This window comes from Pseudoalteromonas sp. SWN29 (genome assembly GCF_015864465.1).
GTDB lineage: Bacteria > Pseudomonadota > Gammaproteobacteria > Enterobacterales > Alteromonadaceae > Pseudoalteromonas.
This window is the reverse complement of the sequence record NZ_JADYXE010000018.1, coordinates 1-25,183: the sequence shown is the minus strand read 5'-3', so window position 1 is coordinate 25,183 and position 25,183 is coordinate 1. Positions and strand designations below refer to the sequence as shown.

General features: G+C 39.2%; 29 protein-coding genes. 10 read left to right on the top strand and 19 right to left on the bottom strand.

The genetic code is table 11. The features are described 5' to 3' along the window. Nucleotides 1–63: 63 nt before the first annotated feature. Genes I6F53_RS08770 through I6F53_RS08750 form a run of 5 tightly spaced genes read right to left on the bottom strand, consistent with a single transcriptional unit; the run spans nt 64 to nt 3,864 of the window. Nucleotides 64–681 (bottom strand): SCO family protein, encoded by a 618-nt coding sequence (locus tag I6F53_RS08770; RefSeq protein ID WP_197239195.1) that lies wholly within the window; start codon nt 679–681, stop codon nt 64–66. Next, entirely contained in the window at nt 678–1,607 is a 930-nt protein-coding gene (gene cyoE, locus I6F53_RS08765) for a heme o synthase (RefSeq protein ID WP_197239194.1), read from the bottom strand. The genes I6F53_RS08770 and cyoE overlap by 4 nt, the downstream gene beginning before the upstream one ends. 12 nt (nt 1,608–1,619) lie before the next feature. Continuing rightward, nucleotides 1,620–2,609, bottom strand: coding sequence for a COX15/CtaA family protein (locus I6F53_RS08760; RefSeq protein ID WP_197239193.1), 990 nt, complete (start codon nt 2,607–2,609; stop codon nt 1,620–1,622). Nucleotides 2,610–2,639: 30 nt separating this feature from the next. Then, nucleotides 2,640–3,134 (bottom strand): transmembrane cytochrome oxidase associated protein, encoded by a 495-nt coding sequence (locus I6F53_RS08755; protein ID WP_166420588.1) that lies wholly within the window; start codon nt 3,132–3,134, stop codon nt 2,640–2,642. Then, entirely contained in the window at nt 3,124–3,864 is a 741-nt protein-coding gene (locus tag I6F53_RS08750) for an SURF1 family protein (RefSeq protein WP_166420587.1), read from the bottom strand. Before I6F53_RS08750 ends, I6F53_RS08755 begins: the two co-directional genes overlap by 11 nt. On the opposite strand from I6F53_RS08750, the gene I6F53_RS08745 reads away from it, so the two are divergent. Beyond that, nucleotides 3,818–4,111: a DUF2909 family protein gene (locus tag I6F53_RS08745; protein WP_331460769.1), complete on the top strand. Its 294-nt coding sequence runs from the start codon at nt 3,818–3,820 to the stop codon at nt 4,109–4,111. The two genes, I6F53_RS08750 and I6F53_RS08745, sit on opposite strands and share 47 nt — an antisense overlap. Here the strand turns inward: I6F53_RS08745 and I6F53_RS08740 are convergent. The 5 genes from I6F53_RS08740 to lexA all read right to left on the bottom strand — a co-directional run bounded on the left by I6F53_RS08740 (nt 4,089) and on the right by lexA (nt 9,353). Next, nucleotides 4,089–4,964, bottom strand: a complete 876-nt coding sequence (locus tag I6F53_RS08740) for a cytochrome c oxidase subunit 3 (RefSeq protein WP_197239190.1) — start codon at nt 4,962–4,964, stop codon at nt 4,089–4,091. The two genes, I6F53_RS08745 and I6F53_RS08740, sit on opposite strands and share 23 nt — an antisense overlap. A gap of 35 nt (nt 4,965–4,999) precedes the next feature. Continuing rightward, nucleotides 5,000–5,530, bottom strand: a complete 531-nt coding sequence (locus I6F53_RS08735) for a cytochrome c oxidase assembly protein (RefSeq protein ID WP_197180909.1) — start codon at nt 5,528–5,530, stop codon at nt 5,000–5,002. Then, nucleotides 5,530–7,122 (bottom strand): cytochrome c oxidase subunit I, encoded by a 1,593-nt coding sequence (ctaD, locus tag I6F53_RS08730; RefSeq protein ID WP_197239189.1) that lies wholly within the window; start codon nt 7,120–7,122, stop codon nt 5,530–5,532. The genes I6F53_RS08735 and ctaD overlap by 1 nt, the downstream gene beginning before the upstream one ends. Then, nucleotides 7,122–8,264, bottom strand: coding sequence for a cytochrome c oxidase subunit II (gene coxB / locus I6F53_RS08725; RefSeq protein WP_197239188.1), 1,143 nt, complete (start codon nt 8,262–8,264; stop codon nt 7,122–7,124). The genes ctaD and coxB overlap by 1 nt, the downstream gene beginning before the upstream one ends. 471 nt (nt 8,265–8,735) lie before the next feature. Then, complete coding sequence (gene lexA, locus I6F53_RS08720) at nt 8,736–9,353, bottom strand: transcriptional repressor LexA (protein ID WP_007584941.1); 618 nt, start codon at nt 9,351–9,353, stop codon at nt 8,736–8,738. Between the two features lie 167 nt (nt 9,354–9,520). Between lexA and I6F53_RS08715 the strand changes: the two genes are divergently transcribed. Further along, nucleotides 9,521–9,961, top strand: coding sequence for a PaaI family thioesterase (locus I6F53_RS08715; protein ID WP_024599638.1), 441 nt, complete (start codon nt 9,521–9,523; stop codon nt 9,959–9,961). Here I6F53_RS08715 and I6F53_RS08710 read toward each other — a convergent pair whose 3' ends face one another. Next, entirely contained in the window at nt 9,962–10,342 is a 381-nt protein-coding gene (locus I6F53_RS08710) for a hypothetical protein (RefSeq protein WP_197180941.1), read from the bottom strand. A 313-nt stretch (nt 10,343–10,655) separates the two neighbouring features. On the opposite strand from I6F53_RS08710, the gene I6F53_RS08705 reads away from it, so the two are divergent. Then, nucleotides 10,656–11,381 carry a hypothetical protein gene (locus I6F53_RS08705; RefSeq protein WP_197239187.1) on the top strand — a complete coding sequence of 242 codons (726 nt, stop codon included), beginning with the start codon at nt 10,656–10,658 and terminating at the stop codon, nt 11,379–11,381. A 75-nt stretch (nt 11,382–11,456) separates the two neighbouring features. Here the strand turns inward: I6F53_RS08705 and I6F53_RS08700 are convergent, their stop codons facing one another. Both I6F53_RS08700 and I6F53_RS08695 read right to left on the bottom strand, forming a co-directional pair. Then, on the bottom strand, nt 11,457–11,777 hold the full coding sequence (locus tag I6F53_RS08700; protein ID WP_197239186.1) for a chaperone modulator CbpM: 321 nt from the start codon (nt 11,775–11,777) through the stop codon (nt 11,457–11,459). Further along, entirely contained in the window at nt 11,777–12,745 is a 969-nt protein-coding gene (locus tag I6F53_RS08695) for a DnaJ C-terminal domain-containing protein (protein ID WP_197239185.1), read from the bottom strand. Before I6F53_RS08695 ends, I6F53_RS08700 begins: the two co-directional genes overlap by 1 nt. 230 nt (nt 12,746–12,975) lie before the next feature. Between I6F53_RS08695 and I6F53_RS08690 the strand changes: the two genes are divergently transcribed. From I6F53_RS08690 to I6F53_RS08680, 3 genes are all read left to right on the top strand, one after another. Next, nucleotides 12,976–13,629 (top strand): endonuclease, encoded by a 654-nt coding sequence (locus I6F53_RS08690; RefSeq protein WP_149594727.1) that lies wholly within the window; start codon nt 12,976–12,978, stop codon nt 13,627–13,629. A gap of 92 nt (nt 13,630–13,721) precedes the next feature. After that, complete coding sequence (locus tag I6F53_RS08685) at nt 13,722–15,329, top strand: S41 family peptidase (protein WP_197239184.1); 1,608 nt, start codon at nt 13,722–13,724, stop codon at nt 15,327–15,329. Continuing rightward, nucleotides 15,329–15,715: a hypothetical protein gene (locus I6F53_RS08680; protein ID WP_166420575.1), complete on the top strand. Its 387-nt coding sequence runs from the start codon at nt 15,329–15,331 to the stop codon at nt 15,713–15,715. The genes I6F53_RS08685 and I6F53_RS08680 overlap by 1 nt, the downstream gene beginning before the upstream one ends. Before the next feature lie 69 nt (nt 15,716–15,784). Here the strand turns inward: I6F53_RS08680 and hmpA are convergent, their stop codons facing one another. Genes hmpA through I6F53_RS08665 form a run of 3 tightly spaced genes read right to left on the bottom strand, consistent with a single transcriptional unit; the run spans nt 15,785 to nt 18,489 of the window. Beyond that, nucleotides 15,785–16,966: an NO-inducible flavohemoprotein gene (gene hmpA / locus I6F53_RS08675; protein ID WP_197239183.1), complete on the bottom strand. Its 1,182-nt coding sequence runs from the start codon at nt 16,964–16,966 to the stop codon at nt 15,785–15,787. A gap of 21 nt (nt 16,967–16,987) precedes the next feature. Next, nucleotides 16,988–18,220 carry an NnrS family protein gene (locus tag I6F53_RS08670; protein ID WP_166420573.1) on the bottom strand — a complete coding sequence of 411 codons (1,233 nt, stop codon included), beginning with the start codon at nt 18,218–18,220 and terminating at the stop codon, nt 16,988–16,990. Then, complete coding sequence (locus tag I6F53_RS08665) at nt 18,220–18,489, bottom strand: hypothetical protein (protein ID WP_197239182.1); 270 nt, start codon at nt 18,487–18,489, stop codon at nt 18,220–18,222. Before I6F53_RS08665 ends, I6F53_RS08670 begins: the two co-directional genes overlap by 1 nt. Before the next feature lie 160 nt (nt 18,490–18,649). Here I6F53_RS08665 and norR point away from each other — a divergent pair, with 160 nt between their 5' ends. Further along, nucleotides 18,650–20,206 (top strand): nitric oxide reductase transcriptional regulator NorR, encoded by a 1,557-nt coding sequence (gene norR / locus I6F53_RS08660; protein ID WP_197239181.1) that lies wholly within the window; start codon nt 18,650–18,652, stop codon nt 20,204–20,206. A gap of 33 nt (nt 20,207–20,239) precedes the next feature. Here the strand turns inward: norR and I6F53_RS08655 are convergent, their stop codons facing one another. After that, entirely contained in the window at nt 20,240–21,139 is a 900-nt protein-coding gene (locus I6F53_RS08655; RefSeq protein WP_197239180.1) for a LysR family transcriptional regulator, read from the bottom strand. 119 nt (nt 21,140–21,258) lie between these two features. On the opposite strand from I6F53_RS08655, the gene I6F53_RS08650 reads away from it, so the two are divergent. Further along, a complete protein-coding gene (locus tag I6F53_RS08650; RefSeq protein ID WP_197239178.1) occupies nt 21,259–21,825 on the top strand; it encodes an NADPH-dependent FMN reductase in 567 nt (188 codons plus the stop codon). Between the two features lie 26 nt (nt 21,826–21,851). Here I6F53_RS08650 and I6F53_RS08645 read toward each other — a convergent pair whose 3' ends face one another. After that, a complete protein-coding gene (locus I6F53_RS08645; protein WP_165741123.1) occupies nt 21,852–22,292 on the bottom strand; it encodes a tellurite resistance TerB family protein in 441 nt (146 codons plus the stop codon). Nucleotides 22,293–22,391: 99 nt separating this feature from the next. Here I6F53_RS08645 and I6F53_RS08640 point away from each other — a divergent pair, with 99 nt between their 5' ends. Next, a complete protein-coding gene (locus I6F53_RS08640; RefSeq protein WP_197239177.1) occupies nt 22,392–22,766 on the top strand; it encodes a hypothetical protein in 375 nt (124 codons plus the stop codon). A gap of 2 nt (nt 22,767–22,768) precedes the next feature. On the opposite strand, the gene I6F53_RS08635 is transcribed toward I6F53_RS08640, so the two are convergent. Further along, nucleotides 22,769–23,362, bottom strand: a complete 594-nt coding sequence (locus tag I6F53_RS08635; RefSeq protein ID WP_197239176.1) for a hypothetical protein — start codon at nt 23,360–23,362, stop codon at nt 22,769–22,771. 345 nt (nt 23,363–23,707) lie between these two features. Here I6F53_RS08635 and I6F53_RS08630 point away from each other — a divergent pair. Beyond that, nucleotides 23,708–24,740, top strand: a protein-coding gene (locus I6F53_RS08630; protein ID WP_197239174.1) for an IS630 family transposase whose coding sequence is annotated in 2 segments (ribosomal slippage) — nt 23,708–24,166 and nt 24,168–24,740 — 1,032 coding nt in all. Because the reading frame shifts where the segments join, the coding sequence is not laid out codon by codon here. Nucleotides 24,741–25,183 lie beyond the last annotated feature (443 nt).

The window sequence follows — 25,183 nt, the reverse complement described above, 5'->3', positions numbered from 1 at the left end:
CTACTCTAAAGACCATAAAAAAAGGAGCCTAAAGCTCCTTTAAAATTGGTAAAAAGTAAAAAACTAGTTTTTGTAGTAATCGGCTATTTTTTTAAACTCTTCAGTTAAAGTAGTCGCATTAATTAATGGCACACTACCTTGTTTAAATTCAGGTTTAAAAATAGCTCTTACGGCTCCATTTTTATCAACTAATGCAACGGATGCACTATGATCAACCGCATACTCTGATTCTTCAGAGTCACTAATCGCATAAATTAAACCAAGCTCCCTAACAACAGGAAAAAGGTGTTTATGCTCTCCCGATACAGCTAAAAAGTCAGGGTTAAAATAATCTATATATTGCTTTCGCTTAGCTGGCGTATCGCGTTTTGGATCAACCGATAAAAACCAAACTTGCAACGGATAATCTGCCTGTAAGTTTTTATAAACGGCATTAAGCTTAGCCAACGTTAACGGGCAAATATCAGGGCAGCTTGTATAGCCTAAAAATACTAAATTCCACTGTCCTAAAAATTGTTGCTTAGTCACTAATTCGCCGCGCTGATCATTTAGCGTAAAATCAGACAGTGGTTTTGCATTTTCGTAAACCAATGCATCTACATCTGGCGGGCTATTTTCATTTGAGCATGCTGATAAAAACAAAACTAAAACAACAATTAATCCAAGCCATAACTGCTTCATAAAGGGAGCCATTTATCTATAAATAAGATTACAAAGAGTACCATTAAATGAATAATCGAAAAACGAAATAAGTTCATTGCAGTCTCATCATTTCCAGCAATTTTTAAATTGACCGCCTTATATATAAACACGGCATTTAATACACATGCACCTATCAAATAGATTAATCCAGACATACCGATTAAATAAGGTAATACACAAACAACAGCGAGTAAAACAGAGTAAGCAACAACGCAGGTTTTACAAAAATCGATACCATGGGTTACTGGTAACATAGGGATTTTAGCGCGTTCATAATCACTTTTTCGCGCTATAGCCAGCGCCCAAAAATGAGGAGGCGTCCATGTAAATATAATCATTACGAGTAGCCAGGGAGCCGCAGCCATTTGGTTTGTTTCTGACACCCAACCTAATAATGGAGGCATTGCGCCAGCCAATCCACCAATAACAATATTTTGCGGCGTTGCACGCTTTAAAAATGATGTATAAACGAATGCATAACCTACCAATGCAAATAACGTTAATATAGCGGTTAAGGTATTAGCCCACACCATCAGCATAATAAAACCAGCAACCCCAATAACAGCTGCAAAACTAAGCGCATGTGTTTTACTTAAACGCCCTTTAGCTACAGGGCGATGACGAGTTCGTGCCATTTTTGAGTCTATCTCGCTATCAACCACATGATTAATAACCGCTGCTGCTGCAGAAAGTAGGCCTATACCTAACAAGCTAATAAACTGTACAGTCATGCCACGCCCTACATCGGGAGCAAGTGCTAACCCAACCCAAGCAGTTAGTACCAGCATAGCGACTACTTTAAATTTACTAATTGCTAAGTAGTCTTGTAGTAAATTATACGCGCGCGAAGTTAGCGGTTGAGTATTAACAGGTAGCATTGTTTTTTTATCGATTATAAGTGCCATAATATTTCCCCTTTATGTGCGTGATTTTAAGTAATAACACAACCTAACCATGCTTAATAACAGTATGGCAGCCATCAAGTTATGTGCCAGTGCAACTCCCAACGGAATGTGCCAATGTACTAAAATAACTCCCAAGCTAATTTGGCAAAGTAAGACTAGTAATACGCTCACAACGCAGTTTTTAATTTTTTGAGAGTAAGCTTTGCTGTATATTTTCCACATAATTAATGCCAGAACAATGCAAGTAACCAGTGCCCAAATACGATGTAATAAATGAATAGACATGCGTGCTTGCTGCGATAACACACCATACTCATAATTACTGTGCTCAAGCGGTAATTGAAATACGCTACTTAATGAAAACGGTTGTGCGTAATCACACAATGGTAAACCACTACAATGCGGAGCTGCGTAATTTGCAGCAAGCCAACCACCAAGTGCAATTTGGATAACCAACACACTAAGCGCAATTAAACTCAAACCAAAATAACGCTTTGCGCCGCTATCTCCACCCATTATTGGCTTGGCAGTTAGTCGCAAATATAAAAGCGTAATTAGCGATAAAATACTAAAACCACCTAATAAGTGGCCCATTACAATAAGCGGCTGCAGGTTCATAGTGACAGTCCACATACCAAGCGCTGCCTGAAACACCACAAGTAAGAGCAAAGCTAAAGGCAATTTAACTGGTGTAGTTGGATATTGGCGTTTTAAAAAAGCCAACACAAATAAACCTAAAATAAGTAACCCTAAAGCACCTGCAAAATAGCGATGGATCATTTCTTTCCACGCTTTTGCGGTTTCGAACATCATATCGGGATAACTTTGAGTTGCTAAGGCTATGTCGGCCTCATGCTTAGGAACCGTTAAAAAGCCATAACAGCCTGGCCAATCGGGGCATCCTAAACCTGCGTCACTTAAGCGGGTGTAAGCACCTAAAGCCACAACAATTAAAGCGAGTAATCCTGTTATTAATACTAAGTTTTTATAATTTTTATACATTAAACACTCCAACTTAAATAAGCTGATCAATTAGCTAGAACGAGAATAATTGAGTAGTTTTTTTAGATCTTTTAATAACCCTTTTTGCACTAAACGATTTTCTTGTGGCTCGACTTTAAAGGGATATTCAAGTACCACTAACCCCATATGATCAATTAAATACAAACTTGCAGGATTTAAACTCTGTTGCTCGGTAATAATTTTCCATGGTAGATTTTTATTGTTGGGGCTTCCCATTACAGCCATATCCACTTTTCCTTGGTTTTTACCGAGTGCCACATATAAGTTATTAAGCGCATTGAGCTGTTCGCTGCATGGGGTGTTACATTCGTTTGAATAATTAAGTGCGATAGTCCATTGTTTTGGATTATTTTGCGGCCAATTTTCAAATTTTATTTCTTGGCTTAAAAACTCGCCATTATTAGTAATTGCAGTAGGTAACCAATCGAACTTTAATGCGCCATATGCCAAAACTAATGGGATAGCGCAGCAAGCCACAAACAAAAAAAGAGGATTATTTTTCATTAGGTGTCCTTTTTTTACTCGCAAAAATAGCCACAACAGCACATGCAACAGCAATTAAAAACCATTGCACAGCGTAGGCACTATGCTTTTGAGGGCTCATAACAACAGCCTCATAATGAGGTGTTGCAATCTCATCACCAGTACCTTGTCTGTAAGCCATAAAATTAATTAACGATTGCTGGCTTTGAATGCTCAGCATATTCAAATCGATAGATTGGATTCTTGTAGGTAAGTCGTTATTTGTCGTTTTATCTTCAAGCGTAAAGCTACTTAAGTTATTTTCTTTTATTTGCGCTTTAAGAATAAAAATATCTTTAGGCAGAGTAACCTTTGGCAGTGTATCTCTAGATATAGGCGCTTTTACCCATCCTAAATTAACTAAAATCACTTTTTCTTCGCTGTCAGGCTTTAGTAAAGCAAGTAAGTCGTAACCTACTTGTCCGTTATAAACTTGATTATCTAAAAGCCAATATTGGTTTTGTACAAACCGCCCTTTTAACTCAACCAATACACCTGTTTTGTTCCAGCTATCAGGAAGGTTAAGTAATTGAGACCAGCTCATCACACCACGAGTCTGTTGCTTAGCAATAGCGTTTAGTTGCTGCTGCTTTTGCTCACCCCGCTCCAGCTGCCAAAATCCTAATCGCACACACACAAGTACAACAACCACAACCATACAAAGTGTGATTATTGAGCTAAGCTTTTGTTTGTGCCATAAAACTAACTGCATAAGGTTCAACCCAGTGATTATTAAAATTATTATCGTACTGTTATTACTATTTATACTTTTTAACTTATTTAGAGCATTGTTTATTATGGTGTCAGGGAAAACTGGGGGACGACCTATGTCTCACTTTTTAGGTCGTCGCGTATTGTTTTCGGTCGTTGTTTTAATTTTTGTTATTGCAGCGCTTAAACTTGGTTTTATTACAGCGAATAGCTCGCTAATAAACGCTACAGCACATATACAAATATAAATAAACACAACCAAACAACATCAACAAAATGCCAATACCAAGCAGCTGCTTGAAAAGCAAAATGCTTATCTTTAGTAAAGTGCCCTTTTAATATCCGTAAAAATATTACAAATAAAAGTACGGTCCCTAGCGTTACATGCATGCCATGAAAACCAGTCAATAAAAAGAACGTATTACCGTAAACACCTGCATCAAGCGTTAGGTTGAGGTCATTATATGCATGTATGTATTCCTCAACTTGCAGCCCTAAAAAGCAAACACCTAATAAAATAGTGGCGCCCAAAAACACTTTAAGTGGCGTGCGCTTATTATTTTCCATTACTACATGAGCAAAATGTAAGGTAACTGAGGAGGTAAGCAGTATTAAGGTATTTATAAGCGGCAGACCTTGCCAACCCATTGCTTGGGTTGTATCACCGCTAGGGGTAGATACGAGAGGCCAAACAGCTTCAAACGTAGGCCAAAGTACTTCGTTGGTCATTGCATTATTACCCGCGCCACCTAACCAAGGGACCGATAGGACTCGCGCATAAAATAATGCGCCAAAAAAGGCCATAAAAAACATCACTTCAGAAAAAATAAACCAGCTCATCCCTTGCCTAAACGATCGATCCATTTGTGCTGAGTACAACCCTTGATCAGACTCGCTGATAACATTTTTAAACCAGCTATAAAGCATATACAAAAGTACAGCTATGCCAACGTACAGTAAATAAACGCCACTGCCGCCTTCTTTTCCTACGTTCATAACAGTTAATGCAGCGCCTACAGCAATAAAAAATAATGCTATAGCCCCTACAATAGGCCAAGGACTTTGCTCTGGTACGTAATAATTTTCATATTTTTGATTCATGTTATTTACTCCTAGTTTTACACTAGACATGCAGGCTAGTTATTACTCGCAACTAGCTGCTCACTAATATCAAATACGGTGTACGACAGCGTCAACTCTTCAATATCGCTTGGTAATGCGGTATCAACATAAAACAGTAATTTAAATTCAAGCTCTTCTCCTGCTTTTAGAGGTTGCTGATCAAAACAAAAACAGGCAATTTTATGTAAATACTTAGCCGCTTTACCTGGAGATACAGACGGCACCGCTTGCATTACTTTGTCGAGGTCACTACTATTTTTAGCACTAAACATCACCTCACGCATGGCACCGGGTTTAACAGTAACGCTGTACTCTTTTGATTTAACTACAAACGGCGCACCAGCTTGCGCATGAGTTGTAAAACTCACGCCTATTTCGCGGTCTTGCACTATTTGCGTACTTCGCTCTGCTTGCTCAAGTGACGGTTTACCATTAAGCCCTGTTACGTCGCAAAACACGTCGTACAAGGGCACTAAGGCAAACGCAAAGGCAAACATACCTATACAAATAAGAACCAAGCGTTTAAGTAACGGTGCGTGTGTCATTACTTGATTACCGGCGGTATAGAGAAGGTATGATAAGGCGCAGGAGAGTCAACTTCCCACTCAAGCCCTTCTGCGCCATCCCATACTTTTGCAGGCACTTTATCGCCACCACGTGCACATTTAATTACTACAGCAACAAACAGTAGTTGCGATAAACCAAAGGCAAAACCGCCTATACTTATAATTGCGTTAAAGTCGGCAAATTGCAGTGCATAATCGGGAATTCGACGTGGCATACCAGCAAGTCCTACAAAATGCATAGGAAAAAACAGAACGTTTACGCTCACCAGCGATAGCCAAAAATGCCATTTAGCTAGCGTGATATTAAACATGTTGCCCGTCCACTTGGGCAGCCAATAATAAGCACCCGCCATTATCGAAAATACAGCCCCTGTAACTAAAACATAATGAAAATGTGCCACCACAAAGTAAGTATCGTGGTACTGAAAATCAGCAGGTGTAATTGCTAGCATCAACCCTGAAAAACCACCTATGGTAAACAACACAATAAACGCAATACTAAAAAGCATCGGCACTTCAAAGGTAATTGATCCTTTCCACATTGTGGCAACCCAGTTAAATACTTTTACCCCTGTGGGCACCGATATAAGCATGGTCGCGTACATAAAAAACAACTCGCCAGCAACCGGCATTCCAGTGGTAAACATATGGTGCGCCCATACAATAAAGCTAAGTAGCGCAATTGAGGATGTGGCGTACACCATTGAGGCATAACCAAATAGTTTTTTACGAGAAAAAGTGGGCACTATGGTCGATATAATGCCAAAGGCAGGAAGAATCATTATGTACACTTCAGGGTGACCAAAAAACCAAAAAATATGCTGAAACATCACCGGATCGCCACCGCCTGCAGCATCAAAAAAGCTGGTAGCAAAGTACTTATCGGTAAGCACCATAGTTACCGCTCCCGCAAGCACTGGCATTACTGCTATTAATAAAAAAGCGGTAATTAACCATGTCCACACAAATAGCGGTAACTTCATCCACGACATACCGGGTGCACGTAAATTCACTATGGTTACAATCACATTAATTGCACCCATAATTGAGCTAATTCCCATAATATGTACGGCAAATACAAACATTGCAGTGTTATCGTTACTATAGGTTGTAGAGAGCGGTGCGTAAAAAGTCCAACCAAATGCAGGTCCCCCACCAGGCATAAATAACGATGCAAGTAAGATTAAAAATGCAAACGGTAAAATCCAAAAGCTCCAGTTATTCATTCTTGGTAATGCCATATCTGGCGCGCCAATCATTAAAGGGATCATCCAATTAGCAAGGCCTGTAAAGGCCGGCATAACCGCACCAAACACCATAATTAAACCGTGTACTGTGGTCATTTGATTAAAAAAGTGAGGATCGACCAGCTGTAAACCAGGTTGAAATAATTCAGCCCTGATCACCATGGCCATTCCGCCGCCAATTAAAAACATGGTCAGCGAAAAAATTAAATATAAGCTACCAATATCTTTATGGTTAGTTGTATAAAGCCAGCGTTTAAAACCTTTAGCTGGATGATGAGCATGGTCAGCTTCATTGGCGTTAGGTTGTTCTACTATGCTACTCATTAGTTCGCCTCCACTTTGGCATCAATTGCCGCCTGTATTTGACTCGGCTGAATAACATCACCCGTATCGTTACCCCACGCATTACGTTTATAAGTAATAACAGCTGCTAATTGCTTTATAGATAACTGCTTGGCAAACGCTTGCATTGCCGTACCTGGTCGTCCATGAATAACTACATCAATGTGATCTTTTATATCGCCAAGCACTATTGGGCTTCCTTTAAGCGCAGGAAAAACACCCGGCAATCCCATGCCAGTAGGCTGATGACACGCCGCGCAGCTGGCCATATACACTTGCTCACCTAAAGTCATTAACTCTTCTTTAGGAAGTGTTTTATCAAGCAGAGCAGCGTCGGCCAGTGCTGCTTTTTGTTTTGCTTGCTTTGCATCGGCTAGCCATACTTTAAAGTCAGCTTCAGATTTAGCTTCAACCACTACGGGCATAAAACCATGATCTTTACCGCAAAGCTCGGCACATTGACCTCGGTAAATACCTTCCTCGTTAATATTGGTCCATGTTTCGTTTATAAATCCCGGGTTAGCGTCTTTTTTCACAGCAAAATCAGGTACCCACCAAGAGTGAATAACATCATCAGAGGTCATTAAAAAACGTACTTTTTGGTTTATTGGCAGTACAAGCGGTTTATCTACTTCAAGTAAATAATTAGGATTTTTATCTGCAAGATTCGCTATTTCGTCTTGAGGGGTGGATAAAATAGAATAAAATGCGACGTCTTCGCCCATATATTCATAGTGCCATTTCCATTGCGAACCTGTAATTTTAATAGTGAGATCAGCTTTGCTGGCATCTTCCATTGCAATTAGGGTTTTAGTGGCTGGTACTGCCATAGCAATTAAAATAACGAATGGAATAGCTGTCCAAAGTATTTCTACTTTAGTGCTTTCGTGAAATTGGGCAGGTACAGCCCCTTTAGATTTACGGTGATGAATCAGTGCCCAAAACATAATTGCGAACACTATCACCCCAATCACACAACATATTATAAATATGGTCATGTGCAGCTGATATACATTATTGCTTATATCGGTTACGCCTTTGCGCATATTGTACTGGCTGTTAGCCAAAACATGCTGCGGAAAAACAATCAATACAAGCCACAAGGTAGAGGTCAGTTTACCCATGTGACGGCTCCTTTGATGCTATTGCGAGTGCGAAGAGGCATACGGCTTAAACGCCAATTCGTTATTTTTATTATTTAACCAATCTTGTTTTTTTGACTGGTATCGCTGCCCCAACAAAGAGTTTGTATATTGTGTGTTCTCAAAACTGAAAAGCTGTGAGTTATTGTTAGTTCAGCACACTAATAATTAGCTAAAAAATGAGCAACAAGCAAGCTTTAGTATAAAAAACAACCAGGTGATATTAAGTAATTAATAAAAAACCAGCAATCAACTAGACAACTAAAAGTTCAAAAAACGAGCAAAACAAAGGGGTTTAACGCTTTAGGGAGGGGGGGAGTATGAGTTCAAAAAAGTTTACAGCTTAAATAATTAGTTCGCTGTTTAAGCTATATTTTTAGTACGAATTTTAAAACAAAAATGCGCACTAAAAAGTGCGCATTAATAAATTGATTGTTTAAAGCAATCTAAAAACTACATCCAATCGGCATTTCTTATTACGCCAACAGCTAGGCCTTCAATGTTAAAAGACTCATTCTCAAGGTCTACTTCAATAGATTCAAAATCGTCGTTTTCAGCATGAAGTAACACTTTACGACCCGCTTTCTCAAGACGTTTTACAGTTACGTCTTCGTCTAGGCGCGCAACAACAACTTGTCCGTTTTCAGCGGTTTGAGTACGATGTACAGCAAGTAAATCGCCATCCATAATACCAATATCCTTCATGCTCATACCATTAACGCGTAGTAAAAAATCGGCGGCGGGTTTAAACATTAATGGATCGATTTTACAGTGACTTTCAACGTGCTCTTGCGCCAAAATAGGTGAACCAGCAGCAACACGCCCTATAAGTGGTAAACCTAATTGTTCAGGCTCTTCTTCTTCAATTAATTGAATACCACGGCTTGCACCTGGTTTCATTTTAATTGCGCCTTTTTTAGCAAGTGCTTTTAAATGTTCTTCTGCAGCATTGGCACTTTTAAAACCTAGTGTTTGCGCTATTTCAGCACGTGTAGGAGGCATACCAGTGTCTTTAATAAAAACTTTAATTAGTTCGAGTATTTGAGCTTGGCGGTTCGTTAATGGTCGCATACAACTGGTTTTCCATACAGTACATTTAACTGTGAGTATATACAGTTAAATAAAAATCGCAAATTTAAATTATGTCTTAAAATAGCCAAAGTAATTTCACTTGTGTACATTTTAGGGATATAACTAAAGCTAAGTTTAAAAATGATTAAAAAGGCAAAGGAGTCGTTATGAGTATTTGGTATCAACCTATTACTTTAGAGTTTTGCAAACAGCTAGATGAAGGTATTAATGGTCAAGGTACGCTGATGAAAACTATGGGGATAGAAATCACAGAAATTGGTGATGATTACTTAGTTGCAACTATGCCTGCCATACCTGAGCATCATAACCCAATGGGAATGGTTCACGGTGGTGCTAATGTTGTACTTGCCGAAACAGTAGCGAGTTATGCTGCTAACTTTGTTGTCGATTTCACAAAATTTTACTGTGTAGGGCAGGAAATTAGCGCAAGCCATTTAAAAGCATCTCGCAATGGTACTTTAACTGCCACGGCAAGAGCATTTCATATTGGCAAACGTAGTTCAGTATGGGAAATAAAAATTACAAATAGCCGCAATGAGCTGTGCTGCGTATCAAAAATGACCGCAGCAGTCGTAGAGCGAAGATAGTTACTTTTCGATTGGGTAAATTGTAATTTCCATACCCGCACCAATCGCAGATATACGTAATAATGTATCTGCATCTAAGGCTTGGTTAAAGCACTTAGGAGATGTGCCTGATTCAAAGCCAATATCAAACGTTCTACGTGAACAACCTAACCATTGCTTTAGCGCGTTACGCGAACACGATTCAATAAGTTCACATATATGGTTTATTGCTTTATCAGGCGTGCTAACTTCACCTGTAGCTTCAATACGCGCTAATTGACGGTATTCGTCTTTGTCATAATGTAAAATCGTCGCGACTTTCTTCAAATCTGCCACTAGCAAACTAATATCTTGCTTTGATTCAAGCTCAAGATCTACATTTAAAAATTGAATTTCCGACATCGTTTCGTATTTATCCTCTAATAATTTCATTGCAAACTTTAACGCAGTTTTACCGTTATACCAAATCAACTATGCCCTATTAACCACTTTATATGGATATTTCGCAGCTTTTAAGTATTTTTTAGCATTTAAAGCTAGCTGGATATCAAACATCCAGCTCAATTAGACAAATAAGTCATGTTAGGAATTTAAGTGTAATCTTTTTTATTTTTAAATGATTACAGTAAGCTATAGTTTAAACTGCGACAAAATGTCGCAGTAACTAATCCCATTAATGTAATAAACTAACTTCTAAAAATAATAAGACTAAAACATGAATAAAAAAATATTTAAACATGCGCGCAAGTTACATAAATGGTTAGGTTATTTATTAGCACTACAAATTTTAGCATGGTTGCTAGGTGGCTTAGTTATGAGCGCAATTCCACTTGATAAAGTACACGGCAAACATCTAGCAACAAAAGTACTTAGTAAATCATTTACACAAGCCGACTACCCAACATCACTTGATAATATTACGTCGCAAGTCGCTAACCCAACACAAATATTATTTGAAGGTTTTTTAACTACACCTCTTATTACCGTTATTAGTAATACCGAGCAGCAAAGCTTTAATGCCCTTACAGGAAGGCCTTTTGAGCCACCTACAAAAGTACAAATTACTGCTAATGCTAAAGCCCACTTGCTTATTGACGCTCAAGTAATAAGTACAACCTTACTAAAAAAGGGCACCAGAGAAGTAGGATATAAAACCAATGTTTGGCAGGTACAATTTGACGACATGTTAAGTACAACACTTTACTTAGCTGAAAGTAACGGCAAAGTAGTGACTATTCGCAGCACACTATGGCGAATATTCGACTTTTTTTGGATGTTACATATTATGGATTACGATGAGCGAGAGGATTTTAATAATCCACTGCTTATTAGTTTTGCAGCAACCAGTGTACTTTTTTGTCTAAGCGGGATATTACTACTTATAAAAAATATACGACTAAAGCGATTAATCTCAATTAAAAGTAAGAACAAATCAAAATAGTCATATTAATTTTTAGGAGCTAGCGCACTCTCATTAAAGAGTGTGCAATCGCTAAACACTGATATTAGAATGATTTTATTCCAAGTGGTTAAATCGACTCAAATGTCGTTTTAACATTTCGTTTTCTAAAATCAACTCATCACGCTCATTCAGCAATTGTAAAATTAACGCTATTGCCGACCAATCTAACGAAAAGTCATGCTGAATACGGGCCGCTTTTTTGACTAAGGTCACTGCAGATACCGTAAATTTCCATTCTGCAACATGCTTTCCTTCAATAGGAACAGCAATACTATGTTCAACTAATTCATATAAAATTGCTTCGTTAATATCACTACTCAAACATAGCTCGGTACTGGTAAGTAAATCTTCTTTTTGTGTCACAATAATTTGCATTATGGTTTACTCCAGTCGCTGCGGGGATCAAAGTGAGCTTTTTCGGCTAATTCTTCCCAAAGCTTTTTACTGGTTTCATTAATAGATGTTGGATTAACAATTTTAAGTACAGCAAATAAGTCACCTTTGGCTTTTTTACTAATTAATCCCTTACCTTTAATACGCAAACGTTGACCAGACTGGCTATTAGGCGGAATCGTTAGTTGAATTTTTCCTGTTAATGTCGGCAAATTTATTTTTGTGCCAAGAGCCGCTTCCCATGCTGCAAGAGGGACGACTATATTTAAATTATGACCTTCAACATCAAATAGTGGGTGAGGCACTAAACTAATTTGTAAGTACAAATCGCCATTTTGTCCATTCGCAGACCCTAATCCACCTTGCCCTTTTAGTCGAATTCGCTCGCCATTTACTGAACCTGCTGGAATTTTCACTTTAAGTGATTTTTTAATTTCAGAGACACGACCACTGCTATCTCGCTGCGGTAACATAAACTCAACAGGCTTAACGGTATCAACTAAAGTTTCTTCAAGAAAAATTGGGAACTCTATTTCCACATCTTGTCCTTTTTGCGCGCGAGCAGCGTTACTTCTGCTCTGCCCTGAACGATCAAACCCACCGCCTCCGCCAAACATTGAATTAATAAAGTCAGAAAATTCCTCATCAGTTTGAGGATCACTTTGCTGGTAATTACCTTGTGTAGAACCAGCGCTACCGCGATAATTTGTTTGCTGCTGACGAGCGCGATTTTGTTGATGGCGACGTAACTCGTCGTATTTTTTACGCTCTTCTTTGTTATGGATGACTTCGTAAGCTTCTGCTATTTCTTTAAATTTATCTTCTGCTTGAGGCTCTTTGCTTACATCTGGGTGGTATTTTCTGGCTAACTTTTTATAAGCTACCTTAACCGCTTTATCGTCTGCATCAGGCGATATCCCAAGAACTGAATAATAATCAACAAATTTCATTTGCAATCCAAATCCCCATATTGAGTAAGCTTTAAGCATACTCCTTAACTTATAATCTTGTGTAGCTAAAATACAATAAATAGTAAGAAATAAATGAATAGTAAAATAACTTTGAAGAAAAAATTAATTAGACACTTTTTAGTAATATAAGTACAGGCCTTAAGTTAACTTTATCTTTTATCTTCAAGGCTTTAAACTAAGCATTCCTGTAGTTCACATATGTGATGGATATGACTCGATTTATTCTGGCCTTATTGGCTTGTTGTGTGTGTGTTTCGGTATCAGCCGAACAATTTACCCGCTTTTCAACCGCTAAAAGACATCTAATTAAAACCCTACCTGATAACGCTAAAAGCATTTACTGCGGCTGTGATATTAAAAAAGAAGGTAAAAAACTAACCCCCGATCCGACTAACTGTGGTTACATTCCTCGAAACACCCTTACCCGCTCAGGCAAAGTAAATGTGCGAGCTCTACGTATTGAATGGGAACACATTGTTCCGGCGTGGGAATTTGGTCACCAGCTACAATGCTGGCAAGATGGTGGGCGTAAAAACTGCCGAAAAGTAAGTGCTAAATTTAGAAAAATGGAAGCTGATATAAATAACTTGGCGCCAGCTATCGGCGAAATTAATGCCGATCGCTCTAATTATCGCTTTGGCATGCTTAGCGAAAACGCAACACAATATGGCCGCTGCGAAGTAAAAGTAAACTTTAAGCAACGTGTAGTAGAACCGCCTGTTTACGCACGAAAACGTATAGCTGACACCTACGCTTATATGCAAAAAACATACGGTTTAAAAATATCAGACAAACAACAAAAATTATTTAATGCATGGAAGAAGCAAGCATTTGCCGATACAAGTAGTGCGAGCAAGCTTTAACACTCATTTACATAAATCAAAGTTATAAATGTTGAATAAATGAGCGAGTGTTGTAATATTTGAAACAACTTATTTACAGAAAGTCCTTAATTATGTTTAAAAATAATAAAACCTCGCTTGCCATTTTTGCAGCACTTTCGGGCTTTGCTCTAACAGGTTGTGGCGGCGGTAGCGGTATCGACGCTGCTCCTGTAGTTACAACACCCATAAGTAACACTTCAACATGGACTGCAGGCGTATTTGAACCCTCTAACGATTTAAAAAACTTTTGCGAAACACCCCGCACAGGTAACGATCCCTTTAACAACAACGACCCTTACCCAGATAAAGTAGGTTCAGCCCTTTACGAAAAAATTTGGCTTCGCTCTTGGAGCGATGAAACCTACCTTTGGTATGATGAGATTGCCGATAACGACCCTGAAAGCTTTACAACAGTCGCCGACTACTTCGCTCAATTAAAAACAGAGCAGCTTACCGACTCAGGTGCAAAAAAAGATAACTTTCATTTTTCAGAGCCTTCTGAGGATTACTTTCAAGAAGCACAATCGGGCGTTACTTCTGGTTACGGTATAAATTGGGCGTTTATTGGCGATACAGCCGATCGTATTTTACGCGTTGCTTATCTTGAAGATGATTCTCCAGCTAGCAATAAAGGCTTTCAGCGCGGCGATACCGTACTTTCAGTTGACGGCGTTAGCATTAATACCAATACAGAGTCGGGTGTAGACACACTTAACGAAGGTTTATTTAGTCCTACTAACGGCGACTCACATACTATTGTTGTACGCAGTAACGATGGCGCCGAAAAAACATTTAATGTAACCGCTGGCAATATTGAGCAAACACCTGTTCAAAACGTTAAAACAATTACAACCGCAAATGGCTCAAGCGTGGGTTACATGCAATTTAATAGCCATATAAGTATTGCCCAAGAAGGCCTTATTGCTGCGGTAAATAAGTTTAAAACCGATGGTATTGATGAGCTTGTAATAGACTTTAGGTATAACGGTGGTGGTTTATTAGCACTGTCGGCACAATTAGCTTATATGGTTGCCGGTAATGCCAACGTTAACAACCGCTTTTATTATCAAACTCAACAAAACGATAAACAGCCCGTTGATTCGCCTTTCCCATTTATTGATGAAGAAATAGATTACTCTACTTTTTTTAGTACTGGAGAAAGCCTACCCGATTTGAACCTATCGAAGGTTTATGTATTAAGCACATCAGGTACCTGTTCGGCATCAGAAGCTTTTATCAATGGTTTAAAAGGTATAGACGCAGAAGTTATTTTAATTGGCGACACAACCTGCGGTAAGCCGTATGGCTTTACCCCAACTCATAACTGCGCAACAACCTATTACACTATTCAATTTAGTGGTGTAAATAGTAAAGGATTTGGTGAATACGCTGCAGGTTTTACACCAACCTCTACGCCACAGTTTGATGCCGATGTGCAAGGCTGTGAGATTGAGGACGACTTTGATCATCAACTAGGCGATAGTAACGAAGCTGTTTTAGCCACTGCATTATTTCATGTCGAAAATGGCAGTTGTCCAATTAGAACGGCTACTGTAGCAAAAACAGAGCCAGCAAACTTTTCAAGCTCTCGTGAATCACTCGCTCCTTTAAACGTACCTTCGCAATTTACACAGCGCAATATGGACTTAACGTGGCCAACATTGAGTAAGGAAAGGTAATGGCTAAATTATTACTCCCATTAGCTACCTTATTCGCTTTAGGCGGATGCCAAGGTGTAAAAGATACCAGTATAAATAGTGAGCCAGCTAAACCCGCTATATTAACGAGTGTTAACCCTAGCGTTGTTGCAACACTACAACAGGCAATTCAACAAGCTAAGGGAGGCGCACTAGTAACGCTTGCCGATTCGGTATTTACTAAACGTAGCGAACTGCTAATTGATCATGCAATGAGTAAAGGGTCTGATGGCAGAGTAATTATGGGCGCGCATAATATAAAATCTGAGAAGTTTATTTTGCAACTACGTAATAACCAATGCGAACTTTACTATCCTAAAAAAGAGCTTACTACAGTACTTGAAGGTGTTACCTGTAAAGAATTATAAGGCACTTTAAAGTTTATAAAAAAGGCGCGCAGCATATCGCTGCACGCTTTCTTCTATTTTAAAGCGTTATTACAAGTCTTGATGCGGACCAAACACTTCATAATGAATCTGCTCGTTTTTAACACCTAGCTCAAGTAACTGGTTTTTTATAAATGCCATAAAACCAGCAGGACCACATAAGTAAAAGTCGCCATTACTCAATGGTAGCTGTGCTTGTACTGCATTTAGGTTCATTAATCCAGTAAAGTCAGCGCCTTCTGTCGCTTGGTTAAACCACGTCATTGTTTGTAAACGGTTATAAACTGTACTTAACTCATTTAAATATTTTGAAAACGAATGCTGCTGAGTATTTTCGCAGGCATGTAAATACATAACCTCTTGATTAGAATTATCACTTAATAGCGTTTCAAGCATAGCCAGCATGGGTGTTTGCCCAACACCAGCTGAAATGAGTACCGCTGGGTTTGTATTATTACGTAAAAAGAAATCCCCTGCCGGTGGGTATAACTCAACAATAGTGCCTTGCTCTAATGAGTGTAAATGATTAGACACCATGCCAGGCTTTGGTTGTAGCTCTTTTTTAACACTAATACGGTAGTTTTTACCGTTACTTTTTTGCGAAATAGAATACTGGCGAATTTCTTCATATTCAGCGCCCTCTGGCTTAACTTTAATACCTAAATACTGCCCTGGCTTATGTGTAATAACAGCTTCTCCATCAACCGGCGTAAGTGTAAAGCTTGTTACTAATTCTGATTCAACTTGCTTGTTGGTTATTTCAAACTGGCGAGTGCCCACCCAGCCACCGTGTTTATTTTTACTGTGCTCATACAAAGCAGCTTCTTCGGTAATACAAATATCGGCAAGTACGCCGTAAGCTTCGCGCCATGCGTACTCAACATCGGGAGTAAATTGCTCAGGAATAAGCTCTTTTAAAGTACCAATTAAATGCGCACCTACAATAGGGTAATGCTCAGGTAAAATATTCAAGCTGGTATGCTTATGATTAATACGTGTTAGCGCTTCTTTTAATACGGCTAAATTATCAATATTTTGTGCATACGCAGCTAATGCATTAAAAAGTGCAAATTGCTGACGACCTGTATCTTGATTCGCCATATTAAAAATATTTTTAAGCTCAGGATTATGGCTAAATAAACGCTTATAAAAATGATCGGTAACAACCGTACCCGCCTCTGCTAATAACGGAACGGTACTTTTAACAATCTCAATGGTTTTGTCAGATAACATATGTTTTTTCCTATGGATGAACTAACCACGACGCCCATCAACACGACGCCGCGTTAATATAGGTGTGCAGTGAATTAAAAATAATAAAAAAGCCACTAACCACAGCAAAGCACTTATTTGCCAAGCAAGGTGAGGCCCAATAATAAATGGGAGTAATGAACGGGTAATAGCGGCCACAAGCAAAAACGCAAAAGCAACGGCCATGTAATGAGGAATGGTAAGTGTACGCCCTGTATGACCATGCGATACACGCGTCATCATTGCTAAAATCATCATACCTATTGTGCCAATAGTGATAAGGTGCAGCGCATCTTTAAACTGTATTGCACTACTATAAAAGCTAAATGCAACCATCATTAAACCCACACCTAACGTAAGGTACGAAAAATGCAAAGACCATAACAAAGGTACTCTCAATACCTTGCTGTCCCACCAAAAACCAGCCCTAATTAAGTGAAGTGCAGCAACAATTGCAATAACTAACGCAGGATTAATAATGTTCAAAAATAACTTATTAATAAAAAATACAGTGATAGCCACAATAGATAAATACATCACCGCTTTATCTATTTTAGGAGTACGTACTTGCTTGTTTAAACCAAGACCTTTAGCGGTAAAAAATGGTAAAACACGGCCCGCAACAATGCCAACTAGTAAAGTAATTACCAGCACTGCAGTATCAACTACAGCAAGTGCAAGCTGCATGTTTTGCTTTATAACGAGTATTAAATACAGTGCATTGAGCGTACATAGCACAGCTAAAATAGCTAAAAATGGATAGTTACTTTTACTACTCGCTTTTAATAACATATTCGCCAGCACTGCTATAGCGCCTAGCCACCAAATAACTTGTAACGTAAGTACGCCATATAAATTAAAATGAGCAATATCGGGCAATATCACAAAAAAGGCTAAGCGCGCTGCAAGCCATATAAACGTAAGCCACATAAGGGCTTTGCCACTTATGCTCGGTACGCCAGTCCAAGTTTGTGCTGCGGTAAGCAAAAAGCCAACAGCTACAACTCCTGCAAAGCCAAACAGCATTTCGTGTGCATGCCATAACGTAGCCGGCATTGATAAATGCCAACTGGCATAGCCTGTTAAAATAAGTAGCCAATACCCCACTGACAAAAATGCCAATAAGCCACCGCCTAAAAAGAAAGGTCTAAAAGCTAGCATCCATAACGGCCATTGAGATACTTGATGAATAGCAACGCGTGCTGCCATTGGTTCAGTTAAGTTTATAGGGCGCATTATCGTACCTCCTGCCCTAAGCCATGTTGTGCAATACAGCGCAGTACGTAACTTACTTTTAAAATAGCAGCAATAACAATAGTGCCAATATAAGCTGATACTTGCACCGCCATAGAAAAGTATTCAGCAAACGTGTAACTAATTAAAATACTTGCCGTAATACACACTAAACTCAGAGCCAATGCAGTATTGGCAGCAATTAATACTGTTTCGTATAGTGAACTAAACTGTATTTGACTATTTAAATTATTCAGCATTAGTGTGTTCATGGCGATCTCTGTAACTAACTACGTTACTTAGCTATTACACATACTGTGCCAACAAATTTAATCGATTTAGTTCAATGACTTAAGAGAAATCACTTTACAACATGAGTCTTTATGACCTACTATAAATCAATTCATAAAAACACGTATGGGTCATTTTGACATGAATCAGCAATTCAACCTCACGCAAGTCGCTTTAGAGCTCGCACAAAGTACATTACACGAGCATAGCTTTGAGCAATTATTGGCAACGGTTGAACGGGTTATTCCAAGTGATGCAAGTGCGTTATTAGTACTTCAGGGTGAACAATTAAAACCACTGGCAATTAAAGGGTTAATGCCCGACAGTCTTGGCAGGCGATTTAAAATAGTAGAGCACCCCCGCCTAGAAGCTATTTGCAAAAGCACACTCGCGCTACAATTTGCACACGACTGCCCGCTCCCCGATCCCTATGATGGACTGCTATTGGCCAAAACCGGCGATATTCCGGTGCATGCGTGTTTAGGGTTACCTCTTTATGATAAAAACGTGCTACTGGGCGTACTCACATTTGATAGCCTAAATGCTAATGCATTTAATAATATTAGCGCTGATACACTCAACACATTACAAACCCTGTGTAGTGCGCACTTTAAAACGGCCTTAGAGCTTGCCCATTACAAACAGCATGCACAGCAATCAAGTGCATTAATGCAAGAGCTAAATCGCGAAGCATTAACACGGGACGGTGGCGAAATTATTGGTCAAAGTCCGCTAATGCAAACGCTCAAAAACGAAATTAAACTTGTTGCAGCATCTAACTTTAGCGTACTTATTTTAGGAGAAACAGGAGTAGGGAAAGAGCTGGTAGCGCGTAATATTCACTTAAATTCAGCTCGAAAAGATCAACCGCTTATTCACTTAAATTGTGCTTCACTTCCTGAGAACCTTGCCGAAAGTGAGTTTTTTGGTCATGCAAAAGGCGCTTTTACTGGCGCACAAAATGCACGCCAAGGTAAATTTCAGTTAGCTGATGGTGGCACGTTATTTTTAGATGAAATAGGCGAACTGCCTCTTGCCATGCAAAGCAAACTATTACGAGTGCTGCAAAGTGGCGAAATACAAACGGTAGGTGAAGATACGTCAAAATACGTAGATGTGCGCGTCGTTGCCGCAACCAATAGAGATTTAAAAGAAGAAGTAGCCAAAGGCCGCTTTAGAGCCGATTTATACCATCGCCTCAGTGTCTACCCTATTACTGTGCCACCACTTAGTAAACGCGAGCACGACATAACACTCTTAGCTGGTTATTTTATTGAGCAAACAGCCCGTAAATTAGGGATAAAACAATTAAAATTAAGCCCTGAAGCGCAAGTATTGCTTAATCAGTACAACTGGCCAGGTAACGTTCGCGAGCTTGAACATGTCATTAGCCGCAGCGCCCTAAAAGCAAAACAAAGCCAATGGCAAAATCCAATAATAACCATTACAAGCGAGCACTGTGATTTAACACCTAGTGCGCCGCAAAACTCTTTAGTAGCAAGCCAAAGTACAACCAACACCTTAATCAACCAACCTTTAAAGCAAGCTGTAGAATCGCTGCAATACAACGTAATTACCGAGCAATTAAAACAGCATAATTATAATTGGGCAGCAGCAGCAAGAGTACTTGAATTAGATAGAGCTAACCTAGTACGCTTGGCTAAACGCTTAGGGATTGAAATTAAAAAAACACTATAACTATCTAAAGTACAGGCTAAAACGCAGCCAAAATTATTGATTAACGGCTAACTTACTAAAATGTGTTTTTAACAATCCTGCAAAAGCTTGTACTTTAGCGGTGCGATGTACTAGGTGGTGTGTCACTAGCCATATATCGGTAGGCCAGCTTAACTCACTGTGTAATATAGGTACTAAATCAGAATATTGCGCCGCTACGTCATGCTGTAATCCGCCAATGCCTAGCCCTTTAATTATTGCACGAGTCGCTTCTGCGGTTTCAGATACTCGCAGCTTAATTTGCGATGCAGGAATATGTTCATCAGCCCATGCAAAATAAGGCACGCGGGCATTAAAACCCGCCACACCCGATACAAAATTATGTTGTTGTAAATCACTTAATAATTTAGGCATGCCGTACTTATTAATGTAACGTTTATTAGCATACAAGCCAGACGAAAGCTGCGCTAAATGCTGAGCAATATAATCGCCCTCATCAGGTCTTGGGCCTGCACGCACTGCAATATGTGCTTGTCCGTGATCGAGCCTTAACCTTTTTTGTTCTAAAATAACCTCAAGCTGCACTTGTGGGTGTAGCGCCTGAAATTGCTCACATACATCACCAAGTACATCCATAAAACCACTTACCGTCGTTAGTAATAAACTCCCTCTAAGGGTGCTATCGGCTGCTGCTATATCGTTATGTAACTGCTCTAAGGAGCTATGAATAGTTTGCGCCGTTGCAAATAACTTGGTACCAATTTCAGTAACCTTGTAACCACGGGCATGGCGATGAAAAAGCCGTGCATTTAAGTTTTTTTCAAGATTATTAATTCGTCTAAGCACTGTGCTGTGGTGCACATTAAGCTCTTCTGCGGCCGCCGTTAACGTACCTAAACGCGCCACTTCAAACGCCACTTTAACGTCTTGCCAATCTTCAAATTTAATCGCCATTCTGCTTACCTTATACTTATGTGCATTTACGCACACAAGTGTTGCGTTTATTGGGGTTTTCTACAAGCAAAATTTTGCTACATTAGCGTTGTAAGTTTAAACACTAAAAGGTCACTAGCATGTCAGCACCAAAAATTATCGCCCTAGCAGGAAGTCTTCGACAAGAAAGCTTTAATCAAAAAATTATTAATGAGGCAGCACGTTTTGCTCTACAAACAGGTGCTGAAGTAGAAGTAATAAAACTAAACGAATTAAACATCCCACTATTTAACGAAGATATTGAAGCGCAAGGTACACCAAGCGATGTACAACTTTTAAAAGATAAACTACGTGCAGCTGATGGTATTTTACTAGCAAGTCCTGAGTACAACGGTTCCATTACCGCTGCACTTAAAAATGCTATTGATTGGACCTCACGTACAGAGCAAGGTGCGGTTCCAGCTTTTCGCAATAAAGTAGTCGCTTTATTTTCAGCATCCCCAGGCGGGCTTGGCGGGTTACGCGGTTTAAATCACGTGCGCGATATACTAAGTGGTATTGGGTCGTTAGTACTTGCAGATCAACTTGCAATACCCGCTGTACACACATTACTTGATGAAAATGGCCAAATTAATGAACCTGTTACAGCTGAAAAAGTATCAGCACTTGCTCATCAGTTAGTAAGCGTTGCAAGTAAATTAAAATAATTTAGTACGCCTTACCAAATAACTAATTACTTTGTCGCCGCTATTTTTGCGGCGATAAAGTCTGTATGCGTTACATATAAAAGCCCAGCTACTTTACGTATTACATAGTCTTCTTGCGGATCTATTTCGCCATCAGCATAGGCCAAGCGCCATAGTAGCTCTATTATTTCAATGCGCTGAACTGCACTACAATGCTCATTAATTTGTTTTGAAAACTGAAAGTAGTCAATAGCGCCTTCTAAACTACTTGCTGCGTTAGTGGTTAGCTCTTCAACTTCTGAATCTGTTAAATTAAAGTATTTTTTTAAGGTTACAGTCAGGGTTTGTTGTTCATTATGGTCAAGCTTAGTATCAGCACGCATAACCTCTATAAGCAATGCCGCAACTGCTGTTTTTAAATCATGCTGCTTTATACTAGGTTCCTGATCATCGAATACAGCAAAAAGCTGCTTTATTTGTTTGAACATCACATTATCCCTTTTTGGGTGTTAGACTAAAGATAAAGAAATCGAACTTGTATGAGTAGTTAATGGGTATTAAGTTCGCAAATTAAAGGATACATTTTTATGAAAGGATTAAATACACCACGCTTAGTTATTGGCAGCGTATTGGTGGCCCTTTCGAGCGTCGGCACTATATTTGCCGAAACTGTCGAAAAAGAAAAATCATACGACTTTGATAATAAAGTACATTACTACCAAACTAAAATTGGCGAAGACAACTATAAAATAGAAATACAGTCAGACGATTACAAACACTTCGCTAATCAAAGTATGTTTTTACTGCGCCATGCAGATAAGTTATGTCGTGGCAGAACCTTTATGTTAAAGGTCCTAGAAGGCGTACAAGAATACGAACGTTTTCCAACTAAACCACGAGCCTACCAACCAGCCTTAAATGTTTTACTGCAATGTGAAGCACCTGAGAAAAAAGAAAAGTAAACTTATTTTTCATAACCCCATGGCGCTACCGGTGGAGTAATTGGTTTAGTTAAATCAAAATCCACCTTAAACTCACGTCCTTGGCGAATTAATCGATAAGTAAATACTTCTGGGTAAATATACATTTGCCATGTATTACCTACAGATTGAGCGATCCCTTGTGCAACAAATAACTCTTTAGAGTATTGATCGGCAGGAAACGACTGCATTTGTGCAAAGCCTGCATCCAATGTGTGGCCACCATACATAGTGGATGCATCATCAGTACCATCCTCATGGCGATGATCATGCTTTAAGCTCAAGCCACTCCCTGTTTTAGTTATGATCCACGTACGTGATGCATCATCCCCTACATGAAACGGCACTTGTAACTCAGTGTCGGTACATTTACGTACATGCATAACCAGTTTTTTATCTGCAAATGAACTTGGCCCCTTCGTATTATCTACCATTACTTTACCTTCAAACGCTTTTCCGCAATGCGCTGCAATACTATTAAAAAAGGCATCATGAGTAGGAATAGACACTAACGGTGCAGGGCGTGCAAAAGCTGTCGATGAAGCAAGTATTAGAGTTACTGCAGTTAATAATTTCATATGTTTCTCGTTATAGTTATTTTAAAACACCTGTAATAGTACAGCTTTCTTATACCAATTCCATTAAGTATGTGATCTGAATTTTACGCCGAAAAAACAATTCAGTTCTAGGCGTAAATTGATGTAAATGGTTGTTCCCTTTACTAAATTGACAACAAAGAAATGGGTTGTTTTGGCAAGTAAAATAGATCAGCTATTTATTGGAATTGGTATTAAGTACTTTATTAGAGGTATCTCTACTCAATTAAGGATGTAATTGCATAGAATGCTTAATTGATAACTAATACCAATCTGCCAAATTATGTGATCTAATTAGCATACTGATACTTATCTACTTTTACTAAATTGAACTTAGAAAAATCCAAGCAACTTTTAGCTATATCACGTAAAGAGCCTAATGCAAGAAAACGCATACGCCTGCTTGCTGTTTCATTATTCTTTGAGGGTGAAAACAGAACGAATATTGCTAAGCGCCTAAATACAGCGCGCGCCAGTGTCAATAAATGGGTTTCAAGCTACCTTAACAATGGCGTTACTGGCTTGAACAACAAACCGATTAAAGGTCGTCCAGCTAAATTAACCTCACAACAACTAAATACACTGTCAGATTATGTAAAACAGTCAGCAAGTTCTTCAGAAGGAGGCAGACTAATGGGGAAAGATATTGCTCAGTATATTTATGACCAGTTCAACATTAGATATCACACCGATCATATTTACAAACTGCTCAAGAAGCGTGGGTTTAGTTGGGTCACAAGCCGTTCTAAGCACCCAAAGCAGTCAAATGAAAGCCAAGAGGCTTTTAAAAAAGTTCCAAGTGGAAACGATCCTTCACACCCCAGGGCATCTCCCTTTAGATCGCATTGATGTTTGGTTTCAAGATGAAGCACGGTTTGGACAACAAAATCAAACAACACGCTTATGGGCTGAAACAGGCTCGAGGCCTCGTGCAACAAAACAACAGCAGTTTGAGTATGGATACTTATTTGGCGCAGTGTGCCCAAGTAATGGTAAAACAGAAGCGCTGATCAGCCCTATCGTCAATAAAGGCGTCATGACGCAACACATGGAATTAATATCAAAAGCCACGGAGGCAGGACGTCATGCGGTCGTGATCGTTGATGGCGCTGGTTGGCATACTATTGATACTGTACAACCATTCAATAATGTCACGCTAATAAAACTTCCGCCTTACTCCCCGGAGTTAAATCCAATAGAGCAAGTATGGAGTTGGATACGGCAACACTGTCTATCTAATCGTGTGTTTAGTTGCTATGAAGAAATAGTTGAACAGGTTTCGCAAGCGTGGAACAAATTCATTTCTGTTCCAGATACGGTTAAAAGCATATGCTCTAGAGACTGGATCAAATTGACTTAATCTTTATGCAGATTGGTATAAATAGATCATAATAACTCACACATTACTCTCCTGCAGATATAAAAAAGCCCGAATCTTTAGATTCGGGCTCTCTACAATGTGAAGTAGGTGCGCTACGCAGTAGGATGTCGTAGTGCCCACAGCGGTAGAGAGTCACTTAGCAAATACTACTGAATTGGCCGACTGAGATATTGAGAAATTTTATTGTGATTTTGGTGTGATTTTAAGCATCGGGAGTCGCTACGCTCGCCCGACCTACATGATGGGAGTAGATGAGTGTAGATTAATTGTGCTATTTTTACTTTTCTGCAGACGTAAAAAAGCCCGAATCGTTAAATTCGGGCTTTCTACAATTTGAAGCCTGGTAATGTCCTACTTTCACATAGCAAATGCTACACTATCATCGGCGCTGTTTCGTTTCACTACTGAGTTCGGCATGGAAT

What these genes read in the sequence shown, in the direction of transcription:
- I6F53_RS08635 (WP_197239176.1), bottom strand. Translation starts at nt 23,362, where the DNA reads ATGAAATTATTAACTGCAGTAACTCTAATACTTGCTTCATCGACAGCT.
- I6F53_RS08685 (WP_197239184.1), top strand. Translation starts at nt 13,722, where the DNA reads ATGTTTAAAAATAATAAAACCTCGCTTGCCATTTTTGCAGCACTTTCG.
- I6F53_RS08700 (WP_197239186.1), bottom strand. Translation starts at nt 11,777, where the DNA reads ATGCAAATTATTGTGACACAAAAAGAAGATTTACTTACCAGTACCGAG.
- I6F53_RS08735 (WP_197180909.1), bottom strand. Translation starts at nt 5,530, where the DNA reads ATGACACACGCACCGTTACTTAAACGCTTGGTTCTTATTTGTATAGGT.
- I6F53_RS08755 (WP_166420588.1), bottom strand. Translation starts at nt 3,134, where the DNA reads ATGAAAAATAATCCTCTTTTTTTGTTTGTGGCTTGCTGCGCTATCCCA.
- I6F53_RS08770 (WP_197239195.1), bottom strand. Translation starts at nt 681, where the DNA reads ATGAAGCAGTTATGGCTTGGATTAATTGTTGTTTTAGTTTTGTTTTTA.
- I6F53_RS08715 (WP_024599638.1), top strand. Translation starts at nt 9,521, where the DNA reads ATGAGTATTTGGTATCAACCTATTACTTTAGAGTTTTGCAAACAGCTA.
- I6F53_RS08695 (WP_197239185.1), bottom strand. Translation starts at nt 12,745, where the DNA reads ATGAAATTTGTTGATTATTATTCAGTTCTTGGGATATCGCCTGATGCA.
- I6F53_RS08640 (WP_197239177.1), top strand. Translation starts at nt 22,392, where the DNA reads ATGAAAGGATTAAATACACCACGCTTAGTTATTGGCAGCGTATTGGTG.
- I6F53_RS08690 (WP_149594727.1), top strand. Translation starts at nt 12,976, where the DNA reads ATGACTCGATTTATTCTGGCCTTATTGGCTTGTTGTGTGTGTGTTTCG.
- I6F53_RS08750 (WP_166420587.1), bottom strand. Translation starts at nt 3,864, where the DNA reads ATGCAGTTAGTTTTATGGCACAAACAAAAGCTTAGCTCAATAATCACA.
- I6F53_RS08650 (WP_197239178.1), top strand. Translation starts at nt 21,259, where the DNA reads ATGTCAGCACCAAAAATTATCGCCCTAGCAGGAAGTCTTCGACAAGAA.
- I6F53_RS08645 (WP_165741123.1), bottom strand. Translation starts at nt 22,292, where the DNA reads ATGTTCAAACAAATAAAGCAGCTTTTTGCTGTATTCGATGATCAGGAA.
- I6F53_RS08740 (WP_197239190.1), bottom strand. Translation starts at nt 4,964, where the DNA reads ATGAATCAAAAATATGAAAATTATTACGTACCAGAGCAAAGTCCTTGG.
- I6F53_RS08655 (WP_197239180.1), bottom strand. Translation starts at nt 21,139, where the DNA reads ATGGCGATTAAATTTGAAGATTGGCAAGACGTTAAAGTGGCGTTTGAA.
- cyoE (WP_197239194.1), bottom strand. Translation starts at nt 1,607, where the DNA reads ATGGCACTTATAATCGATAAAAAAACAATGCTACCTGTTAATACTCAA.
- I6F53_RS08705 (WP_197239187.1), top strand. Translation starts at nt 10,656, where the DNA reads ATGAATAAAAAAATATTTAAACATGCGCGCAAGTTACATAAATGGTTA.
- I6F53_RS08710 (WP_197180941.1), bottom strand. Translation starts at nt 10,342, where the DNA reads ATGTCGGAAATTCAATTTTTAAATGTAGATCTTGAGCTTGAATCAAAG.
- norR (WP_197239181.1), top strand. Translation starts at nt 18,650, where the DNA reads ATGAATCAGCAATTCAACCTCACGCAAGTCGCTTTAGAGCTCGCACAA.
- coxB (WP_197239188.1), bottom strand. Translation starts at nt 8,264, where the DNA reads ATGGGTAAACTGACCTCTACCTTGTGGCTTGTATTGATTGTTTTTCCG.
- hmpA (WP_197239183.1), bottom strand. Translation starts at nt 16,966, where the DNA reads ATGTTATCTGACAAAACCATTGAGATTGTTAAAAGTACCGTTCCGTTA.
- lexA (WP_007584941.1), bottom strand. Translation starts at nt 9,353, where the DNA reads ATGCGACCATTAACGAACCGCCAAGCTCAAATACTCGAACTAATTAAA.
- I6F53_RS08665 (WP_197239182.1), bottom strand. Translation starts at nt 18,489, where the DNA reads ATGAACACACTAATGCTGAATAATTTAAATAGTCAAATACAGTTTAGT.
- ctaD (WP_197239189.1), bottom strand. Translation starts at nt 7,122, where the DNA reads ATGAGTAGCATAGTAGAACAACCTAACGCCAATGAAGCTGACCATGCT.
- I6F53_RS08760 (WP_197239193.1), bottom strand. Translation starts at nt 2,609, where the DNA reads ATGTATAAAAATTATAAAAACTTAGTATTAATAACAGGATTACTCGCT.
- I6F53_RS08670 (WP_166420573.1), bottom strand. Translation starts at nt 18,220, where the DNA reads ATGCGCCCTATAAACTTAACTGAACCAATGGCAGCACGCGTTGCTATT.
- I6F53_RS08680 (WP_166420575.1), top strand. Translation starts at nt 15,329, where the DNA reads ATGGCTAAATTATTACTCCCATTAGCTACCTTATTCGCTTTAGGCGGA.